This window comes from Serratia sp. CY47280 (assembly GCF_052168655.1).
Lineage (GTDB): Bacteria > Pseudomonadota > Gammaproteobacteria > Enterobacterales > Enterobacteriaceae > Serratia > Serratia bockelmannii.
Genome location: NZ_JBJNMG010000001.1, coordinates 681,033 through 693,809, shown reverse-complemented (window position 1 = coordinate 693,809; position 12,777 = coordinate 681,033). Strand labels below are relative to the sequence as shown.

Genomic DNA, 12,777 nt, shown 5'->3' with positions numbered 1-12,777 from the left:
GCAAAGATGAGTAAGATGAAAAAAATCGTCGGGTGGGGCGGCGTCACGGTGATCGCCGTTGTGGTGGCCGGCGTGGTCGCCAGTTGGCAGCCGGAAATCGCGCCGCTCGCCGCCGATGCGACCCACCGTTTCAGCGAGGCGCAGATCGCGCGCGGCAAAACGCTGGCCGACCTCGGCGACTGCGCCGTGTGCCACACCCGTACGGGTGGTGAGCGCAACACCGGCGGGCTGGCGATGGAGATCCCCTTCGGCACCATTTACACCACCAACATCACGCCGGACGTGGAAACCGGCATCGGCAGCTGGAGTTACGCGGCGTTCGAACGCGCCATGCGCCACGGCGTCGATCGCCAGGGCCGCTATCTCTATCCGGCGTTTCCCTATACCGCCTTTACCCGCACCCGCGACGAGGATCTGCAGGCGCTGTACGCCTACCTGATGTCACAGCCGGCGGTCAAATACCGGCCACCGGCCACCGATTTGCACTTTCCGTTCAATATTCGCCAGGGCATCTTTGCCTGGAACCTGCTGTTCCTGACGCCGGGCGCGATGCCGGAACAGGCGGCCCAAAGCGCCGACTGGAACCGCGGCGCGTACCTGGTCGAAGGGCTGGGGCACTGCAGCGCCTGCCATTCGCCGCGCAACGTGCTGTTCGGCGAGAAAACCGGCGGCGAGCACCTGGCCGGCGGCGTGGCGGAGGGATGGACGGCGCCGGCGTTGACCGGCCGCTCACCCGCGCCGCTCGCCTGGACGCAGCAGGATCTGGTCGATTTCATGCGCACCGGCTACTCGGCCAACCACGGCGTCGCCGCCGGCCCGATGGCGCCGGTGATCGAAGAAGGGCTGTCGCGCTTGCCGCAGGCCGATCTGCAGGCGATCGCCGTCTATCTGCGCAGCTATCATCCTGAAACGGCGGCGGGCGCTACGGCGGCAACGTTAAACGCTCAGGCGGAACGGCAGGTGGAGCCTCTGAGTTCGGAAGGGGCACGGCTGTTTTCCGGCGCCTGCATGGCTTGCCATGCGCAGGAAAAAGGCGCGCAGATGGCGGGGGTGCGGCCGTCTCTGGCGCTGAACACCAACCTGTTCGCCGATGCGCCGGACAACGCCATTCGTGTGGTGCTGGACGGCATACAGCGGCCGGCGAACGCCGAGCTGGGCTATATGCCGGGTTTTCGCCATAACCTGAATGACGCGCAGATCGCCATTCTGCTCAACTACCTGCGGCAACATTACGCCGGTCAGGCGCCGTGGCCGGACTTGGCGGCGCAGGTCAGCCGTTTGCGCACCGAAACCGCGCAGAAATAGCCGCCTGGGGCTGGACAGCCGCGCCGCGGTGACGACAATAGACCTTTTCACATGGACAGAGGCAGTAAAATGAATACGTTAGACGCGATCCGCCAACGCCGCGCCACCAAGCAGTTCGATACGCAGTACGTGATGACGCTCGAAGAGAAAAAAGCGCTGTTGAACATTGCGCTGCAGGGCGCACCCAGCGCGTTTAACCTGCAGCACTGGCGCCCGCTGCTGATCGAAGATCGCGCGCAGCGCGAGAAAATTCGCGAAGCGGCGTGGGGGCAGGCGCAGGTGACCGACGCATCGATGCTGGTCGTGCTGTGCGGCGATCTGTCGAGCTGGGAGTCACAGGTTAAAAACGTCTGGGCCGAGGCGGCGGAGCCGGTACAGCAGTTCATGATCCCGGCCGTCGATCAGTATTATCGCGGTAAGCCGCAGGTGCAGCGCGACGAAGTGATGCGCAGCAGCGGCATCTTCGCCCAGACGCTGATGCTGGCGGCCAAGGCGCAGGGCTACGACTCTTGCCCGATGGACGGATTTGATTTCGACGCGGTGGGTGAGATTATCAATAAGCCGGCGCACTATCAGATCGCGCTGATGGTCGCCATCGGCAAGGCGGCGGGGCAGCCTTATCCGCGCATCGGCAAACTGCCGTTCGACGACGTGGTGAAAACCGACCGTTTCTGATCTGAGCGGTGAATGACAAAAGGGAAGGCTTGCGCCTTCCCTTATTTTTTGGTGACGCACAGTTCGTTCCAGTAGCTGAAACGGATGCGCCGTTGCAGGCGGTGATGCCACATAGAAAACTCCTTCTACCCTACACGGTTTAAATAAATAGCACCGCGCCGGACACAAGGCGAATGCCTTATTGTGCATAGCTTGCCCGTCGGGCGGGATTAACCGATTTTACCGGCCCGGTGCGCGGCGAGCGTCCATCGCCAGCCGAAGTTCATGCCCGCTGCCGCGCCGAGAATGGCCAGCGTGCCCAGCAGCTGCAGCAGGCTGAGACGGTGCCCGAACACTGCCCAGTCCACCACGATCGCCACCGCCGGGTAGATGAACGACAGGGCGCCGACCAGGGCCGTGGGGATCTTCTGAATGGCGCCATAGAGCAACGTGGACATCAAACCGGTATGCACCAGGCCGAGGGTTGCCAGCAGCAGCCAGTCGATGGGGGCCGCAGGCGGCGTGGCCAGGCCGGCGAACGGTGCCAGTGCCAACGTGCCAACGGTCAGTTGAATCAACACGATGAGCTGCGGCGGCAACGCGGCCAGCCGTTTGACGATCGCCGCCGCAATGGCGTACATCAGGGCCGCACCGAGCGCCAGTACCACGCCGAGCAGGTAGTCATCGCCGCTGCCGCCGCTTTGCCGGCCGGCGACGATCAACACCATCCCCGCGAACGCCAGCAGAAGCCAGCCCAGCCGGTTAGCCGTTAGTTTTTCGCCGAACAGCAGCGCCCCCAGCGCCACCAACATAAACGGCTGAACATGGTAGGTCACGGTGGCGACAGCGATCGAAGCATGCTGATAGGCAGCAAACAATAGCGTCCAGTTGAGCACCAGCGCGATACCCCCGAGGATGGCGACAGCCAGCTGCCGCCGGTTGATTGCGCCGGGTTTCAACTGCCCAAGCGCGGCGCAGGTCGCCAGCATCGCCAGCGCGCCGAACGCGCAGCGCCAAAACACCACCGTTGTGGGCGGCTGCCCTAAAACGAGTACCGGCCAACCGACGGTGCCTGAGATGGTCATGGCGAGGATCATTTGCACTGCGCCACGCGTCTTTGTTTTCATGTTGTTGCCCTCGCTGCCTGACCATGCTTGTGGTGAAGCCGCTTAATCATTAAAATGAACAATTGGACATTATGATGAACACGCATGCAGCTGTTCGTCAATTCGAACAAGCGGATGATATAGCGAACGATGAGCAATAACCTGATGCAGAACATTACGCCGATCGGCCTCTTGTCGGCGGCGATCCGCCGCGAGCGTGAGCGATTGAACCTGTCGGTGACCGAGCTGGCGAAGCGCGCGGGCATCGCGAAGTCCACGCTGTCGCAGCTCGAAGCCGGCAGCGGTAATCCCAGCCTGGAAACGCTGTGGGCGTTGGCGATGGCGCTGGACGTGCCGGTCAGCCGACTGATTTCGCAACCCAGCAGGCCGGTGCAAGTGATCCGCGCCCATGAGGGAACGCCGGCGCTGTCGGAGCAGGGCAACTACGCCGCCACGCTGCTGGCCACCTGCCCGCCGGGCGCGCAGCGCGACATTTACCGGCTGCGGGTGCAACCCGGAGAGGCGAAACTTTCCCGGCCACATCCCCCCGGCACCGTCGAGCATGTGATCATCAGCAGCGGGCGAGCGCGCCTCGGGCCGGCGGAGCAGCCGCTGGAGCTGAGCGCCGGCGATTACATCAGCTACTCCGCCGATCGCGAGCACGTTTTCGAAGCGCTGGAGCCGGAGACCACCGCCGTGATGTTGATAGAACAGGGTTAGCCCGGGCGTTGAAGGTCCGTTTATTGAAAATGATTCTCAATTATATTAGTGTGCCCGCCTGTTTTGACGCCGGGGCAGGCGCGTAGCCCGGCGTCGCCGTTTATTGCCCTTCAAGGACCGAAGATGAAAATCGCTATTCCTTCCCTGCTGTTATTCGCCGGTTTGACGGCAACGCACCCGGCCACCGTGTTGGCCGCTACACCGCCCGTCGCGGCGGATCAGGGCCAGAACGACACGGCCAACAACGATTTCAGCTTCGTGCGCTATCGCGCGGATTACCGCGTCAACGCCAACGCCACCAACGTGAAGACGGAAAGCTACGAAGTGCTGCTGAAGACCAAGGCGGCGGTCGAAAAATTCAGCCAGATCCGCCTGAGCTACAGCGAAAAAATGGAAACGCTGGAGGTGGTCGCCGCCTACACGCTGACTGCCGACGGCCAGCGGCACGACGTGGCGCCCGATCGCATCTATACCCAGGAGAGTTACTCCAGCGCCACGGCCCCGCTGTATGCCGACCGCAAAGTGCGCGTCATCGTGTTCTCCAACCTGGCGCCGGGCTCGCGGGTGGTGTATGAGCTGCGCCGCACGCAAAACACCCCGTATTTCCCCGACTATTTCGGCCTGTGGGAGACGTTCAGCGTTTTCGATCAGTTCGACGACGCCGAAGTGACCCTGCAGGCACCGGCCAAGCTGCCGATGCATATCTTCACGCGTGGCGTGGAAGGCGGGGACAAGCCGCAGATCCGCAACGGCCAAGCGCACTGGCGCTGGCATTATTCGCGCAGCGCGCCGATGAAATCACAAAACTGGGCAGCGGACAGCTGGACCTTCAGCCCGACCATCATGGCGAGCACCTACCGCGAGTGGCCGCAGTTGGCCAAGGCCTATCAGCTGAAGGCCGGTGCGGCGGCGAAGGTGACGCCGGGCATCCAGGCACTGGCAGACAACATCACCGCCGGCATCAGCGATCGGCGCGAGCAGGCGGAGGCCCTCTATCGCTGGGTGGCGCAAAACATTCGCTACGTGGCGGTGTATCTTGGCAACGGTGGGCTGGAGCCGAATTCGGCGCAGAGCATTCTCGACAACCACTACGGCGACTGTAAGGACCACGTGGTGATCCTGGAGGCGCTGCTCGCTGCCAAGGGTATTGAAAGCTCACCGGTGCTGATCGGTATGGATGAAGGCCCGTTACTGCCTAAAGTGCCGCTGCTCAGCCGCTTTAATCACGCCATCACCTATGTGCCGGAGTTCAAACTGTACCTGGACTCCACCAATCCCTGGGCGCGGTTCGGGCAACTGCCGCAAGGCGATCTGGGGGCGCCGGTGCTGCTGACGCGCGACGCCAAGCTGGCGCGCACGCCGGGCAGCGATGAGCAGCCGGTCAAGAGCGCGCTGAGCGTCGATTTCGTGTTTGACAAAGCGGGCAATCTGCACGGACAAACCGAGCGTCGGCTGAGCGAAGTGGAAGAAATTGACCTGCGGGGCTATTTCTCGCAGATCAACCGGCAGAACCGGGCGCAGGCCGAAGCGTCGATCATGTCCGCCTCCGGTATCGACGGCAGCGGCGAAGTGGCGATGAACAGCGATCCGCTGGATCTCAAAAAACAGTTCGGTTACCGTTTCCGCTTCAAGGCGGACGACTACGTCGATTTCGGCGTGGTGGGCGGCATGACGCTACCTAATCCGCCCGGTGGCAAATCGTTCCGCACGCTGTATACCACCACGGCGGCACCGGACAACGAAACGCCGTTCTACTGCAGCGCGCAGCGCTACGACGAAACCTACCGTCTGCAGCTGCCGGCCAACGTGCCGATCATCGCCATTCCGCAAGACAGACAGTTCCGCAATGCGGCGGGCGACTATCGCGTGGCGTGGCGGCGCGACGGGCAGCAGGTGACCGTCAATCACCGCCTGCAGGTGAACGCCATTCGCGGCAAGGAAGCGCTGTGCCAGGCGCAGGATTACCCGGCGTTCCGCGAGCTGTTCCAGCAGGTGCGGCGCGGTTTCCGCGGCCAGGTGGTGTACGGCGAATTGGCCAACGGCAAATAAGCCGCTGCCCCGTCGCGCTTAGCGGCGGGGCGCACGCCTCAGTTGAACTCGCCCGCGACCTCAGACCACAGGCTGACGCGGCAGCCGCGTGCGGCGAAAGCGTCCATCTCGCGCTTGATGCCGCCGCTCTCTTGCCAACCCGGCAAATCGAGCACGATCAACTCATCCATCGCCGCCATGAACAGGGCGTCGATCGGTGCCCACAGCTTGCCGATGGCGGTTTTGTCGAGCTCTTGCAAACACAGGTTGATCGGATGTGACATGCTGACCTGGCTAAAAACGGCGCTGCCGGCGCGTACGATAGCGGCGGCGACGTCGTTGCACGCGATAAAGCGTTGCTGCACGACGTTGGCGTCGGCGTGGCTGTAGGGGCAGGCTAAAAATATTTTTCTCATTACCGTTTGTTCTCTCAATAATTGATGGTCGGGGCGAAAAAAGGGCGCAGCTTCCCCGTGAGGCGGCGCCCCGTTTATTTTTATGGCTTAGGGATAAATTTAGCGAGCGGCGGCGGCGATGGCCGTCGACTGCCTTTGCGTCTGTTCTTTTTCCAGCAATTCGGCTTCCGGCACCGAGATCTTGATGGCGATCAGGACAGCAATCATGCCGCCGAGGAATTTGCCCATCATGATCGGCAACACCAGCGAAGGTTGGAAGTTGGCGGTAAACGCCAGGTGATCGCCCAGCGTGGCCTGTGCGCAGATGCCGAAGGCCACGCACAGCACCTTATCGCGGGCGCGCATGCCTTTGAACAGGTGATAAACGGCGATGATATTGGCCAATACCATAATAAAGCCCAGCGCGCCGGTATCCGATAAACCGAGCTTTTTACCGATGAAATGCATCGGCTTGCGGCAATAGCGCTGGAATAAATAACAAATGGGGAATGTGCCCGCCAACATAATGCCGATATAACCGGCGATCTCGATAGCGCGGAATAATTCGTCTTTGTCGGCAAATAACGGATCGAATACCCAGCCGCCGAACACCTTTTTAAACACACCGGTGAAATGCTCGATGATGCACAGCGCCAACACCAGCTTGATAAAGGCATCCGCCGCCTTGCCGAAGATCAGGAACCCTTTCACCATCGCCGCCGGCCGCAGCTTCAGCCCCAACGCCAACAGGAAGCACAGGGCGAACAGCGGGGACAGCAGCCGCAGCGCCTGCAGCAAGTCCAACTGCAGATAGTGCGCGGCAGGTGACGTGGTGGAGATAATCTCCCTGACCGGCAGGTTGTTGAAGGTGATGGTCACCAGGGCGATCAGCACGGCGAACGGAATGCTGATCAGGCCCGCCATGGCGCCCAGCGCCAGATATTTATGGTCGTCGCGGTTCAGCATGATAAGCCCGACCGGGATCAGGTACACGATGCTGGCGCCGGAGGTGTAGCCCACCAACATGGCGACGATCCACATGTCGCGGTTGGCGGCGATGGCGTCAGCCAACTGATAGCCGCCCATGTCCACGGCGATCACCGCCAGCGCCGCGATCGAGGCGTCGGAGCCGAGCGCCGAGAAGAAGGGGCCGATGCTGTACATGATCAGGTAAGAGATGATTGGGATCGCCGCCATGATGCCCGCCTGGGCGAGAAACACCGGGCCGATGGCGTGAATGCCGTTGACGAACTCACGTCCCAGTTCGCCTTCCGGTTTGACGATCGACGCCAGCGCACCGATCAGAGTGCCGGCCATGATGATATAGATGATGAAATTACCGAACTCAGCCATGGTGTTCCTCCTGCGATGAACGTAAGCCGCGCGAACGCGCGATGATTTCCTGATAGCGGGCAAACCAGACCGCCATATCGACCTCGGTGGGCTCCGTCACTTCATAGCGGTTGAGCACCTTGAGCGGCTGTTCCACGCCCAGCCCTTTACGCGCCAACAGCGCCACGCCCTGAGCGGTGATCTCTTTATTGGCGGGCGTAACGATGCGCTTTTGGATCAGGTTGGCGAGGAACTGCGTGAAATAGCGGTTGGCGGACAGACCACCGTCCACCGAAATGCTGTCGCCGATCGGTTTCAACTTATCCATGGCGTTGATCACCTCGGCGGAACGCATGGCGATGCCTTCGAGTATTGACTGCAGCAGATCCTTGCGTTCGGTTTCCAGCGACAGGCCGGCCCACATCCCGGCGGCGGAGCGATCCCAGTACGGGCAGGCCAGCCCGGAGAGCGCCGGTACAAAGGCCAGGCCGCGCGCGATGGCCGGCTGGGCCGGGAAATCGCCGAATTCATCGAAATCGTTGAACAGGCCTATCTTTCTCGCCCAGTTAATGGCGGAGGCGGCGTTATAAACGCCGCCGTCCAGGCCATACACCGGCTCGCTGCCGGGCAGCTTCCAGCACAGCGTGGGCAACAGGCCGGACTCGCCGGCATCGATCGGACGCGGCCCGGTGATCGCCTGTAAAAAAGCGCCGGTACCGAAGGTGATCTTCATCTGCCCCGGTTGATGGCAGCCGTGGCCGTATGTACCGGCAAACTGGTCGACGATGCAGGCCGTCAGCGGCACCGGTTTGCCGTTGAGCACGACGTCGCCGAAGTGGCCGATGTTGTCTCTGACCTCGGGCAGGCTGTCGATCGGCACGCCGAACAAACGGCACAGCTCCTCGTCCCACTGCAGGGTATGAATGTTGAACAACGAGGTGCGCGAGGCCGAGTTATAGTCGGTGAGATGCCGGCCGCACAGGTGGAACAGGAAGAAGGCGTCCATGGTGCCGAGCCGCAGGCGGCCGCGTTGCGCCAACTGCCTGGCCCCCGGCGCGTTATTCATCAGCCAGCCCATCTTGCTGGCGGAGAAGTAGGTATCGAGCGGCAGGCCGGTTTTCGCCATCACCAGCGGTTCGACGCCTTCGCGTTTCAGGCGCTGGATCTCCGGCTCGGTGCGCTGATCTTGCCAAACGATGGCGTTGTACAGCGGCAGGCCGCTGTCGGCGTCCCAGGCCAGCAGACTTTCGCCCTGATGCCCTAAACCGATGGCGTCCACCATGTCGCACTGGCTGAGACAGCGGCGGATATTCGCCAGAATCTCCAGGGCGTCGTGTTCCACCCAGCCCGGATTGGGGGTGATCTGCTTGTGCGGCATGCTGGCCGGCGAATGGTGCCTGCCGTCTTCGCCGAACACCACGACCCGGGTGCCGGTGGTCCCCTGATCAATCGCGGCATAACGTTGATTCATCATTGCTTCGCTCTCTTATAGGTTTTGTTTTTTATTGTGCCTGGTGTTGGTTGTATGACTGTTTTAATAATCTATCTTCAATTTCACACATTAAAGCAACATAAATCACAAGATAAAATAACCCCGCGTGATCGACCTCATACTTTTTGCTTATCACCGCGTTCTGCGGCTTTTTTTTGGGAGTTGTGTTGTTTTTACCATTTCAAATGCGGTTATTGTGTGGTTTTATTGTGGTTATCACATCAAAACGGGACATCAGCATGATGGAAGAACAAACGGATTGGGACATTGTCGTGATTGGCGGCGGTGTGGTCGGGTGTGCGGTATTCCGCCAATTCTGCCTGATGGGCGCCCGAACGCTGCTGTTGGAAAAGGGAGGCGATATCCTGTCTGGCGCCAGCAAAGCCAACAGCGCGCTGCTGCACACCGGCTTCGATGCGCCCAGCGGCAGCCTGGAACTGCATTGCATGCAGGCCGGGTACCGGGAATTTATCGCCATCCGCGAACGGATGAATTTGCCGCTGTTACCCACCGGCGCCTTGGTTGTGGCCTGGGATGAGCAGCAGTTGGCGGCGCTGCCCGCGATCGTGCAGCAGGCGCACGACAATGGCGTGCTGGACGTGGCACATATCGACGCCGCCGAGCTGTATCGCCGTGAGCCACAGCTGGCGCCCGGCGCGTTGGCGGCGGTCGAGGTGCCGGGAGAGAGCGTGATCGATCCCTGGAGCACACCGCTGGCGTACCTGACGCAGGGCGTCAAACACGGCGGCAACTATCGCTTCAATACCGAGGTGACCGGCGCCGAACGCGTGCCGACCGGCTGGCGGCTAACCAGCAACCGGGGTGAGTTTCACGGCAAAATCGTCATCAACTGCGCCGGCAATCAGGGCGACCGGGTAGAAAGTTTCTGCCATCAGCCCGAGTTTGAAATTCGCCCGCGCAAAGGGCAGTTTCTGGTGTTCGACAAGGCCGCCGCCGGGCAGGTCAACGCCATTATCTTGCCGGTGCCGACGGCCATCACCAAAGGGGTGCTGCTGTCGAAAACCATCTTCGGCAATCTGCTGCTGGGGCCGACCGCCGAAGAACAGCAGGATCGAGAAACGGCAACGGTAGACGAAACCAAAATGCGCGAACTGATCGAACAGGGCACCCGGCTGCTGCCCTCGCTGGCGAATTACAGCGTGACCGCTAGCTATGCCGGATTACGCCCGGCGACCGAACAGAAACACTACCGCATTCAGCCCTATCCCGAGCGGCAGTGGATCTGCGTGGCGGGCATTCGCTCCACCGGCCTGACAGCGGCGCTCGGCATCGCGCAATACGTGGAGCAGCTTTACCGCGACCATTTTACGCCGTGCTTCACGCCGACGGCGCCGCAAACCGTGCATTGGCCGCAGATGCCGATGCTCGCCGACCACGCGCTGCGCGATTACGCGCGCCCGGATAACGGCGGCATCGTTTGCCATTGTGAGCTGGTGACCCAGCGGGAGATTGAGGCGGCGTTCGATTCCGCCGTGCCGCCGGAGTGCATCGGCGGGCTGCGGCGGCGCACGCGCGTGATGATGGGGCGCTGCAACGGCTTTTATTGCAGCAGCCGGGTGGCGGAAATGGTAGGCGATCGTTTTGGCCAGACGCTGGCCGTAGGGAGCATTGATGAAAACTGAGTATCAGGTGGCGATTGTCGGCGCCGGGCCGGCCGGGATCGCGGTGGCGACCGCGCTGCGGCAGGCGGGCATCGAGGATGTGGTGATCCTGGAACGGGAACAGCAAGCGGGCGGCGTGCCCAGGCACTGTCGGCACCCCACCTTCGGGCTGCAAACGTTTTACCGGCCGATGTTGGGCTCCACCTATGTCGATAAGATACTGGCGCGCGCCGGGCAGGTGGAAATTCGCACCGGCGTGACGGTGCTCGCCATCAAGCCGGGCGGCGAGCTGACCATCACGGATCGCCGCGGCGTCAGCACCTTGAAAGCGCAGCGGGTGATCCTGGCGACCGGCGTGCGTGAGACGCCGCGCCATCCTCGCCTGGTGAGCGGCCTGCGGCCGCAGGGCGTACTCACCGCCGGTGCGCTGCAGCAGTTCGTCTATCTGCGCGGGCTGCAGCCAGGTAAGGCGCCGGTGGTGGTCGGCACCGAGCTGGTCAGTTTCTCCGCGCTATGGACGCTGCGCAACGCCGGCGTGCGCGCCGTCGCCATGATTGAAAGCGGCGGCAGGCCCGTCGCCTGGAGGTTGAGCGCGCTCTATGCGCGTCTGATGGGGGTGCCGATTCATTATTATTCACGGGTGACCGATATTGCCGGCCACGATCGGGTTGAGTCCATCGAGGTGGAAAACCGCCAGGGGGAGAAGCAGCGCATCGCCTGCGACAGCCTGATCTTCACCGGCCGCTTCACCGGGGAGTATACGCTGATCCGCCAGAGCCACCTGGCGCAGCGGCCGGAGAGCGGCTGCCCGTTGACCGATCAGTTCGGCCGCTGTTCCGACGCCGCCTATTTCGCCGTCGGCAACATGCTGCATCCGGCGGACATGGGCGACCAGTGCTATCAGGAAGGGCTGCGCGTTGGCGAGGCCGTTGCCCGTTCGCTGCAGCGCACGCTGCCACCGGCGCGGCAAATCCTCCCGGTGCGGCATGACGAACGGATCCGCCTGACCGCGCCTACCAACGTGGCGCTGTCAGGCAAAGCCACCACGGTCACGATCAATATGCGCGTGGAACAGGCGGTGTCCGGTTCGGTGGTGGTGCGGCTGGGCGACGAAGTGCTGTATCGCAAAACGCACCGCTGCCTGCCGGAACGGCGGATCCTGCTGCGCAACATCGCCTTGCCGCCCGACGGCGAGCGTGACGCACTGCACATCAGCATAGAATCCGCCGGGTGAACGATGGCAACGGCTTGCGTCTAACGCCCTGAAACCCGTAGTATTCCGTCAGTTAACGCCGCGAGTCTCGGCGGAGGCAGTCACTCTTACTAAAGGCAGCGAGTGTAATGTGAATGGATATCTCTAATTCCGTGGAAAGGCGCAATGAAATACTGGCGCTGATCCAGGCCAACGGCCGGGTTTACGTGAATGAGCTGGCGGATAAATTCCAGGTTTCGCAGGAAACCATTCGGCGCGATCTGAACAAGCTAGAAGATTATCGGCTGATCAAGAAGATCCACGGCGGGGCAGTCAGCAGCCAGTTTAAATTCGAGCATGAATTCAACGAGCGGGCCAAAATCGCCGAGGCCGAGAAGCGCGCCATCGCAGAGAAAGCGGTGACGCTGATCCAACCGGGCGATACGGTGTTCGTGGATTTCGGCTCCACCACGCTGGAGTTTGCCCGGCAGTTGGCGACGGTCGATCAGTTAACGGTCATCACCAACTCGCCGTTGATTGCCAACGTCTGTCTGGAGAATGACTCCATTGACGTGGTGCTGATCGGCGGGCAGTTCATCGACTCCAAAATGGCGTGCCTGGGTGCAATCGCGTTGAATAACATTGAGGCGTTTTTCGCCGATTACGCCATTATCGGTGCCGGCGCGGTCAACGTGCAGACCGGCGTAATGGATCAGAACGTCAATGAAGCGGCCATCGCGCGCAAAATGATGGCGCAGAGCCGCAAGTGCATCGTGCTGGCCGACGAAAACAAGCTGCGCGGGCATGCGATGACGCTGGTGGCCAAATGGCCCGAGGTCGATTATCTGGTGACCTCCGACAGCGGTAACGCATTAGAAGGCTTGGTTTTCCCCGCCAACGTTAATGTGTTGGTGGCGCAGGTCTAAAGGGG

The 12,777-nt window shown here is 61.8% G+C and carries 11 protein-coding genes; 7 read left to right on the top strand and 4 right to left on the bottom strand.

What is annotated here, in order from left to right; translation table 11 throughout:
- Positions 1-6 precede the first annotated feature (6 nt).
- Together ACJ8J4_RS03315 and ACJ8J4_RS03310 are read left to right on the top strand one after the other, a co-directional pair.
- A complete protein-coding gene (locus ACJ8J4_RS03315; protein WP_264383954.1) occupies positions 7-1,305 on the top strand; it encodes a c-type cytochrome in 1,299 nt (432 codons plus the stop codon).
- Between the two features lie 69 nt (positions 1,306-1,374).
- The gene (locus ACJ8J4_RS03310; protein WP_025302894.1) at positions 1,375-1,980 is read left to right on the top strand and encodes a nitroreductase family protein; all 606 of its coding nucleotides are present in this window, start codon (positions 1,375-1,377) and stop codon (positions 1,978-1,980) included.
- A 209-nt stretch (positions 1,981-2,189) separates the two neighbouring features.
- Here ACJ8J4_RS03310 and ACJ8J4_RS03305 read toward each other — a convergent pair whose 3' ends face one another.
- Positions 2,190-3,086, bottom strand: a complete 897-nt coding sequence (locus ACJ8J4_RS03305) for a DMT family transporter (protein WP_025302893.1) — start codon at positions 3,084-3,086, stop codon at positions 2,190-2,192.
- Between the two features lie 129 nt (positions 3,087-3,215).
- On the opposite strand from ACJ8J4_RS03305, the gene ACJ8J4_RS03300 reads away from it, so the two are divergent.
- Both ACJ8J4_RS03300 and ACJ8J4_RS03295 read left to right on the top strand, forming a co-directional pair.
- The gene (locus tag ACJ8J4_RS03300) at positions 3,216-3,785 is read left to right on the top strand and encodes a helix-turn-helix domain-containing protein (RefSeq protein ID WP_043143518.1); all 570 of its coding nucleotides are present in this window, start codon (positions 3,216-3,218) and stop codon (positions 3,783-3,785) included.
- Positions 3,786-3,908: 123 nt separating this feature from the next.
- Positions 3,909-5,834 carry a DUF3857 domain-containing protein gene (locus ACJ8J4_RS03295; RefSeq protein ID WP_060433109.1) on the top strand — a complete coding sequence of 642 codons (1,926 nt, stop codon included), beginning with the start codon at positions 3,909-3,911 and terminating at the stop codon, positions 5,832-5,834.
- Between the two features lie 38 nt (positions 5,835-5,872).
- Here ACJ8J4_RS03295 and ACJ8J4_RS03290 read toward each other — a convergent pair whose 3' ends face one another.
- The 3 genes from ACJ8J4_RS03290 to ACJ8J4_RS03280 form a co-directional block, all read right to left on the bottom strand.
- Positions 5,873-6,229 carry a DUF1937 family protein gene (locus ACJ8J4_RS03290; protein ID WP_049205691.1) on the bottom strand — a complete coding sequence of 119 codons (357 nt, stop codon included), beginning with the start codon at positions 6,227-6,229 and terminating at the stop codon, positions 5,873-5,875.
- A gap of 99 nt (positions 6,230-6,328) precedes the next feature.
- Positions 6,329-7,561, bottom strand: coding sequence for an ethanolamine utilization protein EutH (gene eutH / locus ACJ8J4_RS03285; RefSeq protein ID WP_033643135.1), 1,233 nt, complete (start codon positions 7,559-7,561; stop codon positions 6,329-6,331).
- Positions 7,554-9,014 (bottom strand): FGGY-family carbohydrate kinase, encoded by a 1,461-nt coding sequence (locus tag ACJ8J4_RS03280; RefSeq protein ID WP_049205692.1) that lies wholly within the window; start codon positions 9,012-9,014, stop codon positions 7,554-7,556. The genes eutH and ACJ8J4_RS03280 overlap by 8 nt, the downstream gene beginning before the upstream one ends.
- 257 nt (positions 9,015-9,271) lie before the next feature.
- Between ACJ8J4_RS03280 and ACJ8J4_RS03275 the strand changes: the two genes are divergently transcribed.
- From ACJ8J4_RS03275 to ACJ8J4_RS03265, 3 genes are all read left to right on the top strand, one after another.
- On the top strand, positions 9,272-10,675 hold the full coding sequence (locus tag ACJ8J4_RS03275; protein WP_197835924.1) for an NAD(P)/FAD-dependent oxidoreductase: 1,404 nt from the start codon (positions 9,272-9,274) through the stop codon (positions 10,673-10,675).
- Complete coding sequence (locus tag ACJ8J4_RS03270) at positions 10,665-11,888, top strand: NAD(P)/FAD-dependent oxidoreductase (RefSeq protein WP_197835922.1); 1,224 nt, start codon at positions 10,665-10,667, stop codon at positions 11,886-11,888. The genes ACJ8J4_RS03275 and ACJ8J4_RS03270 overlap by 11 nt, the downstream gene beginning before the upstream one ends.
- A 113-nt stretch (positions 11,889-12,001) precedes the next feature.
- The gene (locus ACJ8J4_RS03265; protein WP_060447144.1) at positions 12,002-12,772 is read left to right on the top strand and encodes a DeoR/GlpR family DNA-binding transcription regulator; all 771 of its coding nucleotides are present in this window, start codon (positions 12,002-12,004) and stop codon (positions 12,770-12,772) included.
- Positions 12,773-12,777 lie beyond the last annotated feature (5 nt).